The sequence below is a fragment of the Pedobacter ghigonis genome (genome assembly GCF_903166585.1).
Taxonomy (GTDB): domain Bacteria; phylum Bacteroidota; class Bacteroidia; order Sphingobacteriales; family Sphingobacteriaceae; genus Pedobacter; species Pedobacter ghigonis.
In genome coordinates, this window is the sequence record NZ_CAESCM010000014.1 from 1 (window position 1) to 21608 (window position 21608).

At 41.9% G+C, this 21608-nt stretch carries 13 protein-coding genes; 10 read left to right on the forward strand and 3 right to left on the reverse strand.

Going from position 1 to position 21608, the window contains the following annotated elements; all coding sequences use genetic code 11:
• Positions 1-616 precede the first annotated feature (616 nt).
• Together arr and HWV58_RS18480 are read right to left on the reverse strand one after the other, a co-directional pair.
• Complete coding sequence (gene arr, locus HWV58_RS18475; RefSeq protein ID WP_175635505.1) at positions 617-1060, reverse strand: NAD(+)--rifampin ADP-ribosyltransferase; 444 nt, start codon at positions 1058-1060, stop codon at positions 617-619.
• Between the two features lie 282 nt (positions 1061-1342).
• Entirely contained in the window at positions 1343-2305 is a 963-nt protein-coding gene (locus tag HWV58_RS18480) for a phytanoyl-CoA dioxygenase family protein (protein ID WP_175635506.1), read from the reverse strand.
• Positions 2306-2347: 42 nt separating this feature from the next.
• Between HWV58_RS18480 and HWV58_RS18485 the strand changes: the two genes are divergently transcribed.
• From HWV58_RS18485 to HWV58_RS18525, 9 genes are all read left to right on the forward strand, one after another.
• Positions 2348-3148: an aspartyl/asparaginyl beta-hydroxylase domain-containing protein gene (locus tag HWV58_RS18485; protein WP_217707025.1), complete on the forward strand. Its 801-nt coding sequence runs from the start codon at positions 2348-2350 to the stop codon at positions 3146-3148.
• A gap of 137 nt (positions 3149-3285) precedes the next feature.
• Positions 3286-4098, forward strand: coding sequence for a hypothetical protein (locus HWV58_RS18490; protein ID WP_175635507.1), 813 nt, complete (start codon positions 3286-3288; stop codon positions 4096-4098).
• Between the two features lie 427 nt (positions 4099-4525).
• Positions 4526-5476 (forward strand): bifunctional UDP-sugar hydrolase/5'-nucleotidase, encoded by a 951-nt coding sequence (locus HWV58_RS18495; RefSeq protein ID WP_175635508.1) that lies wholly within the window; start codon positions 4526-4528, stop codon positions 5474-5476.
• A gap of 41 nt (positions 5477-5517) precedes the next feature.
• On the forward strand, positions 5518-6060 hold the full coding sequence (locus HWV58_RS18500) for a phage tail protein (RefSeq protein ID WP_175635509.1): 543 nt from the start codon (positions 5518-5520) through the stop codon (positions 6058-6060).
• A 2-nt stretch (positions 6061-6062) separates the two neighbouring features.
• On the forward strand, positions 6063-7217 hold the full coding sequence (locus HWV58_RS18505) for an ABC transporter substrate-binding protein (RefSeq protein WP_175635510.1): 1155 nt from the start codon (positions 6063-6065) through the stop codon (positions 7215-7217).
• Between the two features lie 12 nt (positions 7218-7229).
• Positions 7230-13274: a cadherin-like beta sandwich domain-containing protein gene (locus HWV58_RS18510; RefSeq protein WP_175635511.1), complete on the forward strand. Its 6045-nt coding sequence runs from the start codon at positions 7230-7232 to the stop codon at positions 13272-13274.
• A 44-nt stretch (positions 13275-13318) separates the two neighbouring features.
• Positions 13319-18202, forward strand: a complete 4884-nt coding sequence (locus HWV58_RS24310; protein WP_262890334.1) for a YDG domain-containing protein — start codon at positions 13319-13321, stop codon at positions 18200-18202.
• Positions 18203-18259: 57 nt separating this feature from the next.
• Complete coding sequence (locus HWV58_RS18520) at positions 18260-19147, forward strand: PorP/SprF family type IX secretion system membrane protein (RefSeq protein ID WP_175635512.1); 888 nt, start codon at positions 18260-18262, stop codon at positions 19145-19147.
• A 57-nt stretch (positions 19148-19204) separates the two neighbouring features.
• A complete protein-coding gene (locus HWV58_RS18525) occupies positions 19205-19717 on the forward strand; it encodes a hypothetical protein (protein ID WP_175635513.1) in 513 nt (170 codons plus the stop codon).
• 377 nt (positions 19718-20094) lie between these two features.
• On the opposite strand, the gene HWV58_RS18530 is transcribed toward HWV58_RS18525, so the two are convergent.
• Positions 20095-20982, reverse strand: a complete 888-nt coding sequence (locus HWV58_RS18530; protein WP_175635514.1) for a LysR family transcriptional regulator — start codon at positions 20980-20982, stop codon at positions 20095-20097.
• 107 nt (positions 20983-21089) lie between these two features.
• Between HWV58_RS18530 and HWV58_RS18535 the strand changes: the two genes are divergently transcribed.
• A complete protein-coding gene (locus HWV58_RS18535; protein ID WP_175635515.1) occupies positions 21090-21608 on the forward strand; it encodes a GNAT family N-acetyltransferase in 519 nt (172 codons plus the stop codon).

A 21608-nucleotide genomic window follows, 5' to 3' on the forward strand; every position in this document is an offset into this window, starting at 1 on the left:
GGTAATTATTACTATTGGAAAACGACACACCAAACGAAGTTATTCTGACAAACCGCCGTATACCGAACGGTACGTACGGTGGTGTGAGGAGACAGCAGGGAAACTAATCCCCTGCTTCTTACTCGATCAGAGAGGGATGATTAAAGTTTAAACAGCCCCGGATGCACGGAATACACGGAGAGCCTCAGCGCTATTGAATCGTTGTGGTTAACTAAATTCAGTATTTATTCAAAGATGATTTAGTCCCCCTTGTTGAAGGGGGGGCAGGGGATGATTAAAGTTTAAATAGCCACGGATACTCGGAATACACAGAGAGCCTCAATGTCGTATAAACGGTGAAAAATACATATAACTTACCACCTTAGACATGTAAGTGCATGTAAGAAGCACAAAACTCAGGTGTGCTAAGGTGTCTTAGGTGGTGAAAAATACCTATAACTTACCACCTTAGACATGTAAGTGCATGTAAGAAGCGCAAAGACTCAGGTGCGCTAAGGTGTCTTAGGCGGCGAAAAAATACATGTAATCTGCCAACTTAGGCATTTAGGAGCATATAAAAAGTACAAAAAACAGATGTACTAAAATGCCTTATATGGTAAAAAGAATAAAATAATACTTATTCCTCTATCGTCATAATGCCTTGCTGTTTAAGCTTTTCAATACCTTCTTTCATTGCATTAACCTGTTCTGCCGAATGACTTTGCCATACCGTAACCTCGCCAATAACTTTAAACGGATGTACCGACCGGTAAGACATAGTAGGGTTGCCCGCAAATTTCTTGTCGGTTACATTAGGATCATCTTCAAGCGGACCTGTGGCTTCTACCAGATAAATGCGCTCAGGACCATCGCCCGAAGCCAGTTCTGCGCCCCATATTGCTGCATTTAAGGTAGCTGAGAGGTAAATGTGTTTCAGTTTTTTGTCGATAAAATTTGACTGATATCCGGTGGAGATCAAATCTCCGGGTTTCAAATCGGCTTTGGTGCCATGAAAAAAAGTTTGGGCAAAAGCTTGTGGGATAGGTGACTGAGGTTCGTCTTTCTGATCGGTAGTTTTCATTGTGTAGTTGTTTTATATTTGGTAATGACAGACTTTTAAAATTAATAAAAATAATGGAAAGCGTGGCTTGCATCAGGTTTCTCTACGGACATTTGCTTGCTAACCAATTGTTTTTATCATCAAGTAATTAAGATCATTAAGGGGGTGGGTGTAGCATATTCAGTCTACATTTAGTGATTAACTAAACACTTTGTGGCCTCTGTGGTAAAATAGCCACGGATTTTAGGAATACATGGATTGTTTACTGATGCCTTCGCGGTTAAAATCTTGGTTTTTTTACCGTTAAAAATCCACTTCATTAAAACTCACATATTGCACAAACCTGGGTGAATCAGAATGGTTCGGACTGGCAGCATGAGGAAGCGATTCTAACCAAACAATTAAATCGCCTTTTTTACCTTCAATCGGAATTTGCAAACCTTTATTTCGTAAAGCAGTCATAGCGCTTTCAGGATCATCGAAACGGCTTAGGTATTCCTCCATCTGTTGATGAAAACCCGGGATTAAAGTAAAAGCACCTCTGTTAGCAGGAACATCGTTTAAATACACCAAGCCCTGGATATAGTATCTCGGCCCTTTCTGGAAATCGATATCCCAATGCAACGGACTTCCCTTAAAATAAAAATGGTGATTCACCGGAGGATTGTAACTCACTTTTTCCGAATTAGCCAAGAGGTTATTGTGCTTATATAAACTGCTGAAAACCGATCTAAGCTGTACATTATTGCGGATTTTGGCAATCGATTCGTCCTGGTATTTTTGCAACATTAAACCCTGTAACAGCTCATGCTGAGGATACCAGGTTTGAGGATCAGTTAAATCAATATTCAGGGTTTGACAAATTAGATCCGATACCGCATCGCAGTCTTGTCTCTTAATAATTTGTTCTATTTTGAGGTAGCCGTTGGTATTCCAGAAAGCATGTTGTTCGGTAGTGAGTGCATCCACAAAGTCAGCTTTTTGCCTGTTGTTTTTGCCGCTTTGCAGCTCATGGAATTGAAGCGCCGCTGCATTAAAAAAATCTTGTCCTTTAAGGTCAATAATCCACTGCCTGAAATTTGCTGTATCTGTACATTTGCTATATAAGAAATCATAAATTTCGAATAAACCCAGTTGAAAGATGTTTAGAAAATGCTGTTCTTTTTGAATAAAAGCTTCGCCTGTTTGTTTCTGCGGATCTCTGGGATGATGGTGTAAACGGTAAATTTCAAGGAAAGCAGTAATAGTGCTGGAAGAGTAGTGCATAAAGATCGAAGCAAATTCATTCACCCAATACTAAGATTAAAATTGCAATTTCTGAAATATTTAATTGAATCTAAAACAGGTATAACCGATAAAAAGCAAATTAAATATTTGCGCAATAAAAAACACTTAACTAATATTACAGAAAACATCCCGGCCTTGTTAAAACATATTCAGTTTAATCAAAACTATAACGTTCAGCTCCTTAAAGCAGAACTCGCCCTCGCTTTAGAGCAGAATTGGGTAGATCATTTCAATAAAGAAGATTATGCGGGGAATTGGCAAAGTATTGCACTGCGCTCGGCCAGTGGAAGAGAAAACGATATTTTAGCTCACTATGGAGTAGATGAATATCAGGATACGCCCTTGTTAAATCGATTGCCTTACCTGAAATCGATCATCGAAACCTGGCAATGCCCTAAAGAAGCCGTTCGATTGCTCGCTTTACACCCTGGGGCAGAAATTAAACCGCATAGGGATCGTGGTTGTAATTACGAAGGGGGAGCATTGAGGATACACATTCCTATTCAAACCAACGATCAGCTAAAATTCACAGTAGGTGGTGAGCAGCTAAAGCTCGCGGAAGGCTCCTGTTGGTACATCGATTTCGACCAAACACACAGCATTGTTAATGCAGGCGAAAATGTTCGGGTGCATTTGGTTATTGATGCCTTAAGAAATGAATGGACAGATCGTTTATTCGAAAGCTATGGCTATAAATTCGAAGAAGAAAATCAAGCTCAGGCTTTAGATCGGGATACAACCTTAAAAATGATTGAAGAACTGGAACGAATGGATACTTCGACGGCAAAAGAGCTGGTAGCACAATTGAAAAAAAATCTGTAATGAGCACCTTAATAAACTGGATTCCCTACCAATTGATTTACAAAGAAAATGGTTGGCAGCTTTTGTGGATGGATTTACAGGATAAGCATATCGAAGAACCCTTTTTTGATGAAACCATTCAGCTTTGCCGGATACGCATGAAAGAAAGATCAGGGTATTTGCCAACTAGTAGTTTAGATTTTTTAGTTGAATCGGCAAAACAGATCGACTCGATATCACCAAATGCCTTCATCTTTCATGTATCGAGGTGCGGGTCAACTTTATTATCGCAAGCTTTGGCCACGGCCGAAACAAACATCGTTTTTCCTGAGGCTCGGTTAATCGATGAAATTTTGCGAATGAAAGAGCAGGATCCTACTGTAACAGAAGAACAGCAGGAAATTTGGTTTAAATCGGCTATTGCCATAATGGGGCAAAAAAGAAAACCAGCATATAAACAACTCTTCGTGAAACTAGACAGCTGGCATATTCATTTTTATTCCTTGTTAAGGAAATGGTATCCAAGCACCCCCTTCTTTTTCCTTTCAAGAGAACCTAATGCTGTTATTGCATCGCATCACCAACGAAGGGGAGTTCATGCTGTTCCAGGTATGGTTAATTCAGGTATTTTAAAGGTCGAGATACAAGAAAAACATTATCAGGATTTTAATTTGTTTACCGCAGAAGTGCTTACAAACTACTATGAAAACTTAGCAGATATTACGGCGGTTAATCACCCCAAAAATACCTTTTTTGATTATAACTGGGGGAGAGATTTGTTGTTGTCACATTTTTTTAAAATGGTAAAAATTGACAAAACGACACACGAAAAAAAGGCTGAGCGGTTAAAGTACCACAGTAAAAACCCGGGCGAAAAGTTTAGTGGAGATAATAAACTAAGGCTCTTAAGTTACCCTGGCGTTGCTAGTGCTTACGAGAGTTTTTCAAAACAGTTATCAAGGCCAAATTAAAAAAGGGTACTAAAAAATATGTTGGAGTACTTATAATTTAATTGATCCTGGTAATGCTTTCTAAAAACAATAAAACCAGTCCTTAGTTTTAAATACTATTCAATCAATTTCAATAAAAAGTGTAAATCAATTACACACTTTATTTATTAAGCGACAAAAATGAATTTTTTGTAGTATTACGTGTACTCATTTGTGTTGGTTTATATGGAGTGAAATGACTTATTTTTTTAATTTTCATAAATATTGACATATATCAATAAATAAATAATATTCTCTCTTGCCTACTAAAACACTGCTTTTATATACTATTTTGAGTCTTTTGTCTACTGAAAGTGGGGGGGGTATATAAATGTAACCTTGTAGTATTTGTACTATAAGTAAAATTGTCCCATCTTTACAGCAACAAACATCCCTTATTAAACTTTTTATGAATACCAATAGACGCTCTTTTCTAAAGAGGAACGTCTTGTTGAGCAGTAGTCTCTTATTGGCTGGTCCAATTGATTCACTTGCTAAAGCAAGCCGTACTATCTATACCAAATCTGTAAACCAAAAACAGGTTAATATCATGTATAGCAATGATATTTGTGGGGCTGTTAATTCAACCGCTCAAGGATTTGGTGGACTAAAGTCTTTACAAACTACCATCAATAACGAACTTGTTTCTACTTTATTATTAGATGCAGGTGGATTTTTAAATTTTAACCGAAATAACCATACCGAAACTATCCAATGGATGAATAAGGTAGGTTACCATGCGGTTAATCTTAGTGCCGCCGACTTAAAACAAGGGATTGATGCTTTTGCCAATTTACTTCCACAAATGGCTTTCGATCTGTTAAGCTGCAACTACCATTTTGAAGACCACAAGGTACAAAAGGCTGTAAAAAGTTACCAAGTAATTACTTATGGTAAATATAGGGTAGGGGTTACGGGAGTTGGAGAAACAACTCAAATAACAGGGTTAAAGGTGTCTGATCCAGTTGTGGCTTTAAACAATATCGCTAAATATTTAAAAGAAGTTGAAGCATGTGATTTGGTGGTTTGTTTATCTCATTTAGGATTTTCTTTAGATGCTGAAGAAAATAATCATAATCTGGCTGCATCGAGCGCTAAGGTAGATTTGGTTATTGGAGGCAATACCAAAACGGGGCGAAGCTTGCTCAGAATAATCAGGAACACTGAAAAGGAAGAAGTTTTATTGGGTCAGAATTATAATGCTGCACAATCTGTATCGCAGGTAACCCTAGAATTCAATGTGCTAAAAAAGAAGACTTTGCTCGATCTGAAACAACGTGTTCCGGGGGCAGACCAATCTTTGCATGTATCTGAAAGCTTAAGCCTGATCAAACCAAAACATAGTAAATACAACACTTAATCAAATAAATTAATCAAAATCTCACTTTTAAAACATTAATCATGGAAGAATACATTTCAGTCATTAAAATGTTCGGCCTCAATTTTCCGGTAAGAGGTTGGGCGATGTGCAATGGCCAAATTATGTCAATAGCGCAAAATACCGCGTTATTTTCTTTACTTGGAACCACTTATGGCGGTAACGGGCAAACTACCTTTGCTTTACCTAATTTTCAGGGTAGAACACCGATTCATTGGGGCTCTGGCCCAGGGCTTTCACCTTATGTTCTAGGGCAGGCGGCCGGAACGGAGTCGGTAAGTATCTTAACCAGTAATTTACCTGCACATACCCACACATTAACGGCCAATACAGCGGCCGGAACTACAGGTGTTCCAACAAACAATTATTTATCTGCCAGTCCAAAAAATGGCTCTGGTCCAAGTGCTGTATCATTGAACACGTACACCACAACAGCTCCAAATACCAATCTGGGGCTACTTTCTGTTGGTGCTACAGGAAGTAATATACCTGTATCGATTTTGCAGCCTTACCTGGCAGTTAGTTTTGAAATCTGCCTGGAAGGTATTTTCCCTTCAAGAAACTAAAAATGAATAGTCCCTCCAAAATTGGTTTTCTGATGCCCTACTCGGGGATCTATCCATATTATGCACAGCATTTTATGACTGGATTTTCGTGTGCGGCATCAGAATTGGGCATTCGTGCTGCAGAATTTGCCTTTGTGCCAGCTTATGTTGGTCAGGGAGGTAGGAAAGCAGTTGTAGAAGCTGTACAAAAACTGGTGTTTTTCGATGGGGTAGATGTGATAATGGGCATGTTGAGCCTCAAATCAATTGAAGACATCAGGCCAATGCTAGAAAATCATCATAAATTCGGACTTTTCTTCGATATGGGAGAATTGGTTCCGCCCCCTAATGGCTTTGGTCCTTTTATCAACACCATTTCACTGGCCATATGGCAAACCGAGTACGTATTGGGAAAATGGGCAGTAAATAATTTTGGCCCATCGGGTCAAATGCTAATGCCTATTTACGAATCTGGTTTCAATTTAGGTACATCATTTTTTAACGGTGCCATAGCTGCCGGAAGCGCCAAACTAGGTAGTTTTGTACTTCCGGAGGCCTATGCTAATTCAGAAACGTTAAACCTCGAGCCTTTTTTCGAAACAATAGATAAAGATATGCCTGATTTTGTTCATGCTATTTTTACGGGAGATTTGGGGAACCGGTTTTTAACACAATGGAAAAACAGTAAATTTTACGATACTATACCATTGATAACTGTTGAAAATATGGCTTATCCGGACAAGCTGGAAGAAGTTAATCACCTTGGTATTAAATTCTATAGCGCATTTTCGTGGACCAGAAGATCCGAAGAAAAGAAAAACAAGAGCTTTGTTACCAAATTTGAAGACTTTTCGAAACAGGATGCGAACATTTTCGCCATGATGGGCTACGAGAGCGGCATAGCCATCTCTACCATGCTTCCTTTGTTAAAAAAACGACAGTTAGTAGAAGCGGCTAATCATCTAGAATCAAGAGGAGTTGCAGGACCAAGAGGCCATATCGTGCTTCAAAAGCCTATTTCTGGACCTTTTCCAATCATAGATATTTGTAAAATAAATACGGGCCAAAATGCCCATAACCATACCATCATTGCTCAGGATACAGCTCTGGGTTATGATATATCGACCGTTTTTGATGAAACAGAGAGCGGTTGGCAAAATCCATATTTATCAGTTTAAATTAACCTCACTATGAAGAAATTTATTACAAAAGTACTCGGTACGGTTTCTACTATTGTGCTCTTTCTGGCGCTCATGCCCGCAATGGCACAGTATACTAAAACCCAGTTACATGCTGGAGGGTTGTATTCTGCTTTGGCTAAAGATGCCAATGGAAACATTTATGTAACTAAGGCAGTCAGTGCCGGGTCTTATCATGTAGTTAAGTACACAAATGGCACCGGCAGCCCAACCCAGATTTACAGCGGATTAACCTCAAATGTAGCAGAGCTGCCTTGGGGTTTAGCTGTTGCACCAAACGGTGATGTTTACATCAGTACCGATTTTACATCAAATAATGGCGCGATTATCAGGTTAAATGCTTCGGCAAGCTATGCACCTACCACCGTGCAAACCGGTAGTTATTTTACCGGTTTAACATTTGATGCCACAGGCAATTTATATGCGCTGGAATATAACGCAACCAATTCGGATTATGCAGTGTGTAAATACACCAATCCATCGGTAGCAAGCTCAGCAAAAGTAATGTTATACCATGGTTTGCCTAACGATCAGGGGGTTGGTTATCCAACAGGTATCACTATCTCTCCAAGCGGTGACATATATGTAACCAAACCATACACCGTTTCTGCTGTAGTTGGTGTACCAACATACACTGGAGGGATTTTGAAATTAAATGCACCTACATATGCTACAACTACAAGTATTGCTACAGGTACCTATGCAACAACACTAGGATTAGATGATTTCGGCAACCTTTATTCAACAGAAAGCAGTGGAACAAATATTTATTCGCTAAATAAATATACTGGTGCTACGGGTACGCCTACTGCTTTTTATTCGGGTTTGCATGGAATAGGTACATTTCTGCCTTATGGAGTGGCTTTTATTGGCACTACCGGATACATAGCTGATGGCGACGATGGAACATTAGGAGGGGAGTTAATTAAAATAGCCCCAACTGATGTTATCTTACCAACAGTACCGACCGGACTTGCTGCAAGCGCAGGAAGTTCGCAAAATACACTAACCTGGAATGCAAATGCGGATGTCGATTTATTAGGTTATAAAATTTATGGTGGCACTACACCAGCACCAACCACTTTCATTGCTGGTGTGCCGGTAGGAACCACAACCTATACACATACAGGTCTTGTTAACGGCACGCAGTATTACTACCGCATTTCTGCAGAAGATAATTATTTTAACGAAAGTGCTAAAACAGCTGATGTAACCGCTACACCTACACCACCAACTATTACATCGGCTACTTACAATGCTTCAACAGGTGCTTTGGTGGTTACCGGATCGGCTTTTCCTGCTTTGGCTGGTGCTACCAACGATATAGTAACCAATAAATTTACGTTAACCGGAGAAGGGGGCACAACCTATAACCTTACCTCAGCTAATGTAGAAATCACATCATCAACAGCTTTTACCATAACGCTAAATGCTACAGATAAGAATGCTGTTGGCGTGATGTTGAATAAAAACGGAACCTCTTCTACCAGTGGAAGTACCTATAACCTGGCAGCGGCCGAAGATTGGGCTGCGGGAGAAAATCCTGCATCAGTTATTGTAGATGCAACCAATCCAATTACAGTATCCAATGTAGCAGCGCCTGCTATTACAAGTGCTACTTATAATGCTTCAACCGGAGCTTTAGCGGTAACCGGAACCGGTTTTCTTTCGTTATCAGGAGCTACCAACGATATTGTAGCTAACAAATTTACCCTAACAGGTGAAGGAGGTACTATCTATACCTTAACCAACACGGGTAATGTAGAAATCACGTCAGGAACAGCATTTACGCTAACGTTAAGTGCAGCCGATCAGGCAGGAGTTAATCTTATTGCCAATAAAAACGGTACCTCATCAACAAGTGGAACAACTTATAATTTGGCAGCAGCCGAAGATTGGGCAGCTGGAGCAGATGCAGCCGTTGTGGTAGCAGATTTAACCGGAAATGGTATTACCGTTTCTAATGTGGCTATTCCTGCAATCACCAGTGCTACTTACAATGCATCGACCGGGGCTTTAGTGGTAACAGGAACAAATTTCAGCTCTTTATCGGGCGCAACAAACGATATTGTCGCCAATAAATTTACTTTAGTTGGTGAGGGCGGTGCTATCTATACTTTAACAACTACGCCTAATGTAGAAATTACTTCTTCAACAGCATTTACGCTAACGTTAAATGCTACAGATCAGGCAGGGGTTAACCAGATCATAAATAAAAACGGAACCACTTCAACCAGCGGAACCACCTATAATTTGGCTGCCGCCGAAGATTGGGCAGCCGGAACAGATGCAGCCGTTGTAGTTGCAGATTTAACGGGTAACGGAATTACCGCAAGTAATGTTGCGGCACCAACCCTTGCCTCGGCAACTTATAATGCTACTACAGGCGTTCTTGCCGTAACCGGAACAGGATTTTTAAAGTTAAACGGCGCAACCAACGATATTGTAGCCAATAAATTTACCCTGACAGGTGATGGTGGTACAACTTACACCTTAACCACTACCTCTAATGTAGAAATCACTTCGGCGACAACATTTAGTTTAACTTTGAGTGCGGCAGATAGAACAGGAGTTAATCTTATTGCCAATAAAAACGGTATATCTTCAACAGATGGTACAACTTATAATCTGGCAGGAGCCGAAGATTGGGCAGCCGGTGCTGATGCAGCAGTTGTAGTTGCAGATTTAACAGGAAACGGGATTATTGTTTCGAATGTGGCAATTCCTACTATTACCAGTGCTACTTATAATGCTTCGACCCGAGCTTTGGTAGTAACCGGAACCAATTTCTTACCATTATCAGGAACTACAAACGATATTGTTGCCAACAAATTTACCTTAACAGGTGAGGGAGGTGCTACTTATACCTTAACCAATACCAGTAATGTAGAAATCACTTCTGCAACAGCATTTACCCTAACATTAAGTGCCGCAGATCAGCTTGGCATTAATCAGATCGTTAATAAAAACGGAACTGCTTCAACCAGTGGAACTACTTACAACCTTGCTGCAACCGAAGATTGGGCAGCCGGGGCAGATGCCGCAGTTGTGGTGGCCGATTTAACAGGTAATGGAATTACTGTAAGTAATGTAGCTGTTCCTGTAATTACTTCTGCAGCTTACGATGCCGCTACAGGCTTATTGACCGTTACCGGATCAGGCTTTTTAGCTAAAACAGGAGCAGCAAATGATATTTTGGCCAACAAATTTGCAATAACGGGTGAGGGAGGAATTACTTTCACGTTAACCGATACGCCTAATCCAGAGATTAGCTCGTCAACATCATTTACTTTAGCCTTGAGCCTTACTGATCAGGGAATAGTGAACCCACTTATTAACAAAAATGGTACCTCATCAACAGGTGGTACAACTTACAATTTGGCCGCTGCCGAAGATTGGGCAGCCGGAGCAGATGCAGCCGTTGTTGTTGCAGATTTAACCGGAAATGGAATTACAGCCAGCAATGTTGCTGTACCAACCCTTACATCAGCATCCTATAATGCCACTACCGGCGTACTTGCCGTAACGGGTACAGGCTTTTTAGCAAAAGCAGGTGCACTTAATGATATTGTAGCCAATAAATTTACACTTACAGGCGATGGTGGTGCAACTTACACCTTAACCACTACCTCTAATGTAGAAATAACTTCAACAACAGCATTTAGTTTAACTTTGAGTGCAGGAGATAGAACAGGGGTTAATCTTATTGCCAATAAAAACGGTACCTCTTCAACAGGTGGTACAACTTATAATCTGGCAGGAGCCGAAGATTGGGCTGCCGGAGCAGATGCAGCCGTTGTTGTTGCAGATTTAACCGGAAATGGTATAACAGTTTCAAATGTAGCTGTTCCAGCTATTACCAGCGCAACTTACAATGCTTCAACAGGTGCTTTGGTAGTAACCGGAACCAACTTCTTATTACTATCAGGATCGGCAAACGATATTACAGCTAATAAAATAGGTATTACTGCCGAAGGGGGTAGTACTTATACCTTAACCAACACTGCTGATGTAGATATTACTTCGGCAACAACGTTTACATTAACTTTAAGCGCCGATGATAAAGCAGCACTTAATCTGGTTGTAAATAAAGATGGTACATCATCAACTGGTGGAACAACCTACAATCTGGTAGCAGCAGAAGACTGGGCAGCCGGTGCAGATGCAGCTGTTGTTGTAGCCGATTTAACCGGAAATGGGGTTACTGCAAGTAGTGTAGCCGTACCGGTTATTACTTCAGCAACTTACGATGCCACTACAGGTGTATTAGCTGTAACAGGAACTGGCTTTTTAAAACTAAACGGAGCCACAAATGATGTTGTAGCCAATAAGCTAACTTTCAGAGGTCAGGGGGCAACAACATATACCTTAACCGATTCGCCTAATGCAGAGCTTACCAACGGCACTTCATTCAGTATTACCGTTAGTGCAACAGATAAGTCGGCTTTAGCTTTATTAATGAATAAAGACGGCCTGACTGCAGCCGATGCAACCGTTTACAATCTGGCAGCAGCCGAAGATTGGAACGCGGGTGCTGCAGCGGCAGTAGTTATTGCTGATGCAACAAGTCCGGTAACTGTTTCGGGAGCAAAATCAAGAAATGCCGATTTAGCTTCATTAACAACCAGTGCCGGAACATATACACCAGTCTTTGCCGCCGGTACTACAAGTTACAGTATTAACGTGCCTTATACCGCCACAATAGCTACGGTTACAGCAACAAGGGCTGAAAGTCATGCAACATTAGAATCGAGTGTGGGAGCAGGAATTTACACCTCACTAACCAATGGTGCAGCTTCAACAGCTTATACGTTAGCTGATGGTGCAAATTCAATTAATGTTAGGGTTACTGCCGAAGAAACTACCGTTACCAAAACTTATACACTTACGGTAAACAAACAGGTAGCTGCATCAGTTGGTAATTTTGTATGGTTGGATTATAACCAAAATGGTGTACAGGATGGAGGTGAGCCAGGGGTAAACGGTGCAACCGTTACCTTAACCGGAACAGACATCTTTGCTAATGCGGTAAACTTAACAACCACAACAAACGCATCAGGCAATTATACATTCAGTAACTTAAATCCTTCGAGTGCTTATACAGTAGTGGTAACAGGTTATCCTGCTCGTTATACCAGCACTTATGATCTTGATGGAACAGGAACTGTTGGTGCAACTTTCGCACTTGCTTCAGGGCAAAACAGAACTGACGTAGATTTTGGTTTCTACGATCCGTATTATGCAAACGCCGATTTATCTGCATTAAGTACCACTGCCGGACTAACACCAGTATTTGCAGCAGGAACTACCACTTATACTGCAAGCGTTTTAACTGCAACTAATACTGTAAAATTAACTGCTACTGCACTTGCAGCTGGATCAACATTGCAAATCAATGCAAACGGAGCAGGCTATGTAGCCTTAACCAGCGGTGTAGAAACAGCAGACTTAGCTTTAAACTTTGGTAACAATACTTTTGATATTAAAGTTACTGCACAAAACGGAACTACAACAAAAACATATACCGTAACGGTTAACAGGCCAAATGCAAATCAAACGATCACATTTGCAGGTACTGCTTCAACTACTTATGGTACTGCCGATTTTGATCCGGGAGCAAGCAGTGCAACTTCAGGAATTAATACCATCACTTACACCAGCGGTAATCCGGCCGTAGCTACAATTGTAGCTGGTAAAATTCATATTGTAGCAGCAGGAACGGCAGTAATTACTGCAAAACAAGCTGCAAGTACCGGATTTAATGCCGCAACAGATGTAACTCAAACTTTAACTGTAAATGCAAAAGACCTTACCGGTAACTTCACTGCTGACAATAAGGTTTACAATGGAAACAATACAGCAAGTATATTAACCAGAACACTCACTGGTGTGGTAACAGGCGACGAATTAACTGTAACCCTAACGGGAGGTACTGCAACTTTCGATAACGCCAATGTAGCCAATAGCAAAACTGTAACTTCAGCGGGTAGACGCTTGGAGGAACAAAGGCTGCTAATTATACTTTATTATCTGTAAATACAACAACAGCTAACATTACCGCTAAAGATATCACTGGTAGCATTACCGCCAGCAACAAAGCTTATGATGGTAACAATACAGCAAGCATTTTAACCAGAACATTAACTGGCGTAGTAACAGGCGATGAAGCAGATGTAACCTTAACAGGTGGAACAGCAACCTTTGCTGATGCATTGGCCGCAACAGGTAAAACCGTTATTGCAACAGGTTTAACCTTAACCGGAACCAAAGCAGCAAACTACAACTTAACAGGCGTTGCTACTACTACAGCCAACATTACCGGCTTGGCTTTAACCGGTGCATTTACTGCCGATAACAAAACTTACGATGGCAATACCACAGCAAGTGTATTAACCAGGACCTTAACCGGTGTATTACCAGCCGATGCGGCCGATGTTACTCTAACCGGTGGTACAGCTACTTTCGGCACAGCCGATGCAGGTACGGGCAAAACCGTTACTGCCGCAGGTATGACTTTAGGTGGTACCAAAGCAGCAAACTATACCTTATCGTCTGTTGCAACAACTACTGCTAGTATTAACAAAAAAGATATTACCGGAACCATTACTGCAGGCAATAAGAGTTACGATGGTAATGCTACCGCAACACTTACTGGCAGAAGTTTAGTTGGTGTGCTGGCTGGTGATGTTGCAGATGTAACAGCCACAGGTGGTACAGCTACATTCAACAATGAAAATGTAGCTACCGGGAAAATCGTTACCTCAGCAGGCATTACAATTACCGGTACCAAAGCAGGTAACTATAACTTAACTTCAATAGCTACCACAACAGCCGATATAACTGCAAAAGATATCACCGGAACCTTTACTGCAGCTAATAAAGCTTATGATGGTAACACTACGGCAGGCATCTTAACCAGAAGCTTAACTGGTGTATTAGCGGGCGACGTTGCCGATGTAACTTTAACCGGCGGCACAGCTGCTTTTGCAACTGCCACAGTAGGTACGGGCAAAACGGTTACTTCAGCCGGAATGACCTTAGGTGGAACAAAAGCAGGTAACTACAACCTAACGAGTGTAGGCACTGCCTCTGCCAATATTACCGGATTGGCCTTAACAGGCAACTTTACCGCTGGTAATAAAGTGTACGATGGTAACAACACTGCAACGATTTTAACCAGAACCTTAACAGGTGTATTGGCCGCCGATGCAGCAGATGTTACCTTAACAGGAGGTTCAGCAACATTTGCTGATGCCGATAAAGGAACAGCTAAAACCGTTACCGCAACCGGAATGACACTTGGCGGAACCAAAGCAGCCAACTATACTCTAGGCTCGGTTAATACTGCTACTGCCGATATTACCGCTAAAGACCTTACCGCAAGCTTCACAGCCGATAGTAAAGTGTACGATGGTAATACTACCGCTACCATTTTAACCAGAACCTTAACAGGTGTATTGCCTGCCGACTTAGCAGATGTAACTGTTAACAGCGGTACGGCAACATTCAATAACGAAAATGCAGGTACTGGCAAATCTGTAAATGCATCAGGTTTGGTATTGGCGGGAGCTAAAGGAGGCAACTATAATATCACTACTGTAAATGCAACTACTGCAAACATTACTGCTAAAAATATCAGCGGTAATTTTACAGCTGATAGCAAAGTTTATGATGGTAACACCAATGCCGCAATTTTAACCAGGACCTTAACAGGGGTATTGGCTGTTGATGTTGCTGATGTTAACCTAACAGGAGGTACAGCAAGTTTTGCAACAGCCAGCGTAGGCACAGGTAAAACGGTTACTTCAACAGGTATGGCCATTACAGGAACAAGAGCTGGTAATTACAACCTAACTGGTGTGGCGACTACTACTGCTAACATCACGGGATTGGCCATTACAGGTAATATTACATCCGATAATAAAGTGTACAATGGCAATAACATTGCCGCTATCTTAACCAGGACCTTAACAGGTGTGTTAGCGGGCGATGCAGCAGATGTAACTCTAAGCGGTGGAACAGCAACTTTTGCCGATGCGAACAAAGGCACCGGTAAAACGGTTACCGCAACAGGCTTAACACTAACAGGCGCTAAGGCTGTCAACTATACTTTAGCATCAGTTGGTACTACCACTGCCGATATTACAGAAAAAGATATCGCGGGTAATTTTACCGCCGATAACAAAGTGTACGATGGCAATACAACCGCAAATATCCTTACCAGAACTTTAACCGGTGTACTTGCAGGTGATATAGCCGATGTAACTTTAACCGGCGGAACAGCAAGTTTTGCCACTGCCAGCATTGGTACGGGTAAAACTGTAACTGCAACGGGTATGGGTTTGTCGGGTACAAAAGCAGGCAATTATAATTTAACAGGGGTAGCTACTACTACGGCTAATATTACTGGTTTAACCATTACCGGTAACTTTACAGCTGGTAATAAAGTATACGATGGTAATACCAACGCCACCGTATTAACCAGAACTTTAACCGGGGTACTGGCAGCAGATGCCGCTGATGTAACCTTAACAGGTGGTACTGCAAGCTTTGCCGATGCCAATAAAGGTACAGGTAAAACCGTAACAGCTGTAGGTATGACCATAACGGGTGCGAAAGCAGCTAACTATACTTTAGCTTCGGTTGCTACCACAACAGCCGATATTACAGCCAAAGATATCGCGGGTAACTTTACTGCTGATAGCAAAACTTACGATGGCAATACTACTGCAAATATCCTGACCAGAACTTTAACCGGTGTATTGGCAGGCGACGTTGCCGATGTTACTTTAACCGGTGGAACCGCAAGTTTTGCCAATGCAAACGTAGGTACAGCTAAAACGGTATCGGCTACGGGCTTAACTTTAGCCGGAACCAAAGCAGCCAACTACAACCTAACAGGTGTAGCCACTGCAACTGCTAACATTACGGCAAAAAATATCGCAGGTGCATTTACGGCCGATAACAAAGCTTATGATGGTAACACCACTGCAACCATTTTAACCAGAACATTAACTGGTGTAATTACAGCCGATGTGGCCGATGTAACCTTAACCGGTGGCACAGCCAGTTTTGCAGATGCCAATATTGGTACAGGTAAAACAGTAACTTCAACAGGAATGGTTTTAGCCGGTTCAAAATCTGCTAACTATAACCTAACAGGTGTAGCTACAACAACGGCTAACATTGGGGTAAGAAATATCACCGGAACATTTACTGCTGACAGTAAGGTTTACGATGGTAATACTACTGCCACAGTATTAACCAGAAGCTTAACAGGCGTTTTAACCGCCGATGCTGCTGATGTTAACTTAACAGGTGGTACAGCGAGCTTCGCCGATGCAAATGTTGGTACAGCGAAAACAGTAACTTCAGCAGGCATGGCGCTTACAGGTACTAAAGCAGCTAACTACAGCTTAACCAGTGTATCAACCACAACAGCAGCCATTACTGCGAAAACTGTAAATGGCAGCATTACTGCCGGCAACAAAGTCTACGATGGTAATACTACCGCTGCCCTTACAGGTAGAACGTTAACCGGTGTATTAACTGCTGATGTTGCCGATGTAACCTTAACCGGTGGCACCGCAACCTTTGCCGATAAAAACATAGGTACAGCAAAAGTGGTAACAGGTGCAGGTTTGGTGTTATCGGGAGCTAAAGCTGCCAATTATACTTTGGCTAGTGTATCAACCACTACAGCAAACATCAGTGCAAAACCAATTACGGTTACTGCCGATGCGAAAACAAAAGTTTATGGTAGCACCGATCCGTTATTAACCTATACACTTTCTACAGGTGCCCTGGCCACAGGCGATGCTATTACAGGTAGCTTGAGCCGTGCAGCCGGAGAGAATATTGGTAACTATGCAATTGCACAGAATACCATATCAGCCGGAACAAACTACATTATTACTTACACACCTGCCGACCTGGTAATTACCAGAAAAGCGCTTGTAATTACAGCCGACAATAAAAACAAAAACTTCGGCGCAGCTAATCCTGCACTTACCGCAAGTTACAGTGGCTTTGTGGGTACCGAAACCAGCGCGGTGTTAACCAGTCCGGTAGTGTTAGCTACAACCGCTACTACAACATCATCAGCGGGTAATTATCCGATTACAGCCAGTGGTGCAGCAGCGGCCAATTACAGCATCACTTATGTTGCGGGTACACTAACCATTAATCCGACAGCACAAACCATTACGTTTGCAGCGCTGCCAAATAAATTAGATACCGATGGAACCTTTACCTTAACGGCAACCGCAAGTTCAGGTTTACCGGTAACTTATACCAGCAGTAACCCTGCAGTAGCACGGATCATTAATGGTAACCAGGTTGAGATCCTGAAAGCAGGTGTAATTAACATTACCGCCAGTCAGGCAGGAAATGCCGATTACCAGGCAGCAACCAATGTGGTGCAGTCGTTCACAGTAATCGAGAACCCGCCACCGGTAATTACCATTACCAGCAACAAAGGCAATAGCATTAGCAAAGGCGAGGTTGCTGTACTTACAGCAAGTGGAGCATTAACTTATCAGTGGTCGAATGCAAATGGTATCCTTAGCGGACAAAACAATGCTTTATTAACTGTTAGGCCATCTCAAACCACTACTTACACGGTAACCGGTTTTAACCAGTACGGACGTAGCAGCACCAAAACCTTTACCCTTGAGGTAAGGGCCGATTACCAGGTGCTGAATATTATGAACGTAATTACCCCTAACGGTGATGGTAAAAATGATACCTGGAAAGTAGAGAATATCGATATGTATCCAAACAATACGGTTAAAGTGTTTGACCGTTCAGGAAAAATTGTATTCGAAATGAAAGGCTATGACAACAGCTGGGGTGGTACTTTCAGGGGATCGGTAGTACCGGAAGGTGCTTATTATTACATCATTGATTTCGGTCCCGGAGTTGGTGTGAGAAAAGGATATATCACAATTGTAGGTAATAACTAAGATTTAACCTGCCATAACCGGTTTAAAACACTGGTTATGGCATAAAAAAGTATAAAGATGAAAACAAGGAAAATGCTTATCACATTGGTGATGTTCGGTCTCAGCATCCCGGCCTTTGCGCAGCTTAACCCTATGGGCAGTATGTACTATCAAAACCTTTATTTAAGCAATCCGGCCATGGCCGGTATCGAAAAGGGATGGGAGCTCAATGCAGGTTATAAGGCACAGTGGACTTCCATTGAAGGCGCACCTACCATGCAGGCAGTAACAGCAACCTACGGTACGCAAAGTAACAAGGTTGGGGCAGGCTTGTCATTTTACAATGAGAACGCAGGCGTGATTCAGCGTACCAGTTTAAAAGGTACTTATGCCTATCACTTACCATTGAACAACGAATCGAGCTACCTCGATTTTGGATTGTCGGCAGGTATTATGAACGAGTGGATCGATTTTAGTAAAATAAGGGGCGACCAGGGCGATTTGTCGTTAACCAACTTTAACCAGCGTAAACTGTACTTTGATGGCGATTTCGGGATTGCTTTCCGCAACCAGAATTTAAATATCCAGGCGGCGCTGCCCAATATGAAACGTTTCTTCAACCGCGATGTAGCCAGAACAGTGGTAGACCGCGCAACCTATTTTGCGGCAGTAAGCTACAAGTTCCTTAATCCAAACAAGGTGTTGAGTGTAATTGAACCGAAGTTTAGTTACAGAGGTATTGATAACTATCGCGATATTGTTGATTTAGGACTAAATACCCAATTCTGGACCAACAAACTATTGTTAAGCACCATTTACCACAGCAGTAACAGCGTTTCAGTAGGTGCAGGTACAACCTATCAAAACCAACTGTCTATTTTAGTGATGTACACCACAAATACTTCGGCTTTACAAAATTATGCCAATGGCGAGTTTGAAGTGGGTTTAAAATACAATTTTAAATAAAATTTAAACTGCAAAATTAGGATAGGGGAATAAACCTTACCCGTCAGTTGTTTCAGCATGAAATCCTTTTTATCAGAAATCTCACCGATCCTTTCTTTTTTAGATAGGATCGGTTTGCTTTATAAGCTTACTGAAATCGACGGTCAAACCTTTCTTCCGGGCTTAAAGCTCAGCGAGGGGATTTTAATTCTCGATATCAATAAACTGCTCTATCCCGGCGATATTTTGCATGAAGCCGGGCACCTGGCCTGCATGCCTCCCGAAATCAGACAAGGAATGAGCGATGATTTGGTGCCTTCAGATCTCCACCAGGGTGGGGAGATGATGGCCATCGCCTGGTCTTACGCAGCCTGCATTCACCTTAATATCGATCCTATTGTGGTGTTCCATGAAAATGGATATCAATCAGGTGGCAAAAACATCATTGAAAATTTTCAACAAGGATCTTTTATGGGGGTTCCACTGTTGCAATGGTGCGGTATGACCTTCGATAATATACAAGCTGAAAAAAATCAAGCCCAGCCGTTTCCATATATGCAAAGCTGGTTATGCGAAAACAGGCCTGCTTAAAGGTTCATTAGTTCATTTGTCATTGGTTCATTAGGCTACCCCATAGTTTAATCCAGTCCCAACTCATTACTCCCAACTCGAATACAATTGTTTTTGTGCTTACTATAATCTCAGTACCCTCTGTGCTTTTCTCCGTTCGCTCTGTGGTTAAATAGCCACGGACGCACGGTATAACACGGAAGGTTTTTGTGCGTTTGCGGTTCCTATAATCTTTGTGCCCTCTGTGCTTTTCTCTATTAGCTCTGTGGTTAAATAGCCTCGGATGCACGGTATAACACGGAAGATTTTGCATCTATGGGCTTACTATACTTTGCTGCCTTCGCGCCTTTGCTTTGCATACTTTGCGGTTAAACAGCCACGGGTACGCGACTTTGCGGTTAGAACGCCTGCGGTACCAACTCAATCTCCAGCAACAGTTTAATAATATTCGCTATAATCGGGTTCTCATCGTCACTTCTCCAGTTCAGGTATAAATCGGTTGGGTAGGGGAGCTGAATGTATCTGATGCCTGGTATAGCGTGGTAGACATACGAATCGGGCAAGATAGCCACCCCGAGTTTCCGACGAACCAGAGCGATAATCGTTGAACCAAATTCAGAGTGCAGATAAACATTGGGCTGGATACCAAAGGATTTAAACACGTTTTTAATGATGTGGTTATAGCTGCTACCTTCATCTTTAACCGGCAGGATGAATTTTTGGGCGGCCAGCACCTCGCGACTCAACTCCTCCACACTTTTCAGCGGATGATCGTCGGGCACTACCAGCGCCAGATGGTCAGTATATATTTTTTTTGCGCTAATCCCATCAATGGTATTCTTATCGCGGGTAATCACCACGTCGAGTTTATAGTTCGCTAAAAACTCCTGCTGATTTTCGTACATCACCTGTACGAGCTCAATCTGCAGTTTGGGAAACTCTTCATTTATCCTCATGGTGATTTGCGGCACCAGTGATCCTGAAATAGAATCGGGATGTGCAATTCTGATCGTTCCGTATTCGCCCAGCTGAATCTGGCTCGCAAACTTATGGATGTGGCTGATTTCGTTGAACTGTTTCATCCACTTTTCCTTCATGAACTTGCCCGCTGCAGTAAGCTTTACATTACGCTTGTTGCGGATAAAAAGCTGGATATCCAGTTCCTGCTCCAAAGCCTGGATCTGCCGACTTAATGCCGATTGCGTGATGTTCATCTTAGCGGCCGTTTTCCAGAAATGAAGTTCGTCGGCCAGAGTTAAAAAATATTTGATTTGTTGCAGATCCATTATTGCAATTTATGCATTAATAAATGATAAAATAGCATTTTATTGAATTACTCAGTAGCTTATCTTTGTGCTATTATTCCGCTTTACAAGTCAGCAAACAATATAAAATGCATCAATTAACCCTACAACAGGTCGGCCCGCCGGCTATTTTAACATTACAGTCTATTAGCCGGCAAATCTTTTTAGAAGCCTTTGTCGATACAACCAGCAAAGCCAACATGAAAGCCTACCTCGATTCGAGTTTTTCGTACGACAAACTGATGGCAGAACTTGAGCACCCTAACTCTCAGTTTTACTTTGCTCTTTCTGAAGGGAATGTAGTAGGTTATTTAAAATTGAATACCGGTGATGCGCAGACAGAACAAGAACTGGCAGAAGCACTCGAAATTGAACGCATTTACGTGCTGGCTGCTTTTCACGGCCAAAAGGTAGGGCAGATACTCTTAAATAAAGCTTTCGAAGTTGCCGAGGAACTTCAATGTAAAACCATTTGGCTGGGGGTGTGGGAAAATAACCAGCGGGCGCTCCGTTTTTATACCAAAGCAGGTTTCGAAGTATTTAACTCACATATTTTTCGGTTGGGCAACGACGAACAGACCGATCTGATGATGAAAAAACAATTATAA

Bases quoted from the DNA above. Each gene is read 5' to 3' on its own strand.
- arr (WP_175635505.1), bottom strand. From the start codon at position 1,060: ATGAAAACTACCGATCAGAAAGACGAACCTCAGTCACCTATCCCACAA.
- HWV58_RS18480 (WP_175635506.1), bottom strand. From the start codon at position 2,305: ATGCACTACTCTTCCAGCACTATTACTGCTTTCCTTGAAATTTACCGT.
- HWV58_RS18490 (WP_175635507.1), top strand. From the start codon at position 3,286: ATGAAAGAAAGATCAGGGTATTTGCCAACTAGTAGTTTAGATTTTTTA.
- HWV58_RS18495 (WP_175635508.1), top strand. From the start codon at position 4,526: ATGAATACCAATAGACGCTCTTTTCTAAAGAGGAACGTCTTGTTGAGC.
- HWV58_RS18500 (WP_175635509.1), top strand. From the start codon at position 5,518: ATGGAAGAATACATTTCAGTCATTAAAATGTTCGGCCTCAATTTTCCG.
- HWV58_RS18505 (WP_175635510.1), top strand. From the start codon at position 6,063: ATGAATAGTCCCTCCAAAATTGGTTTTCTGATGCCCTACTCGGGGATC.
- HWV58_RS18510 (WP_175635511.1), top strand. From the start codon at position 7,230: ATGAAGAAATTTATTACAAAAGTACTCGGTACGGTTTCTACTATTGTG.
- HWV58_RS18520 (WP_175635512.1), top strand. From the start codon at position 18,260: ATGAAAACAAGGAAAATGCTTATCACATTGGTGATGTTCGGTCTCAGC.
- HWV58_RS18525 (WP_175635513.1), top strand. From the start codon at position 19,205: ATGAAATCCTTTTTATCAGAAATCTCACCGATCCTTTCTTTTTTAGAT.
- HWV58_RS18530 (WP_175635514.1), bottom strand. From the start codon at position 20,982: ATGGATCTGCAACAAATCAAATATTTTTTAACTCTGGCCGACGAACTT.
- HWV58_RS18535 (WP_175635515.1), top strand. From the start codon at position 21,090: ATGCATCAATTAACCCTACAACAGGTCGGCCCGCCGGCTATTTTAACA.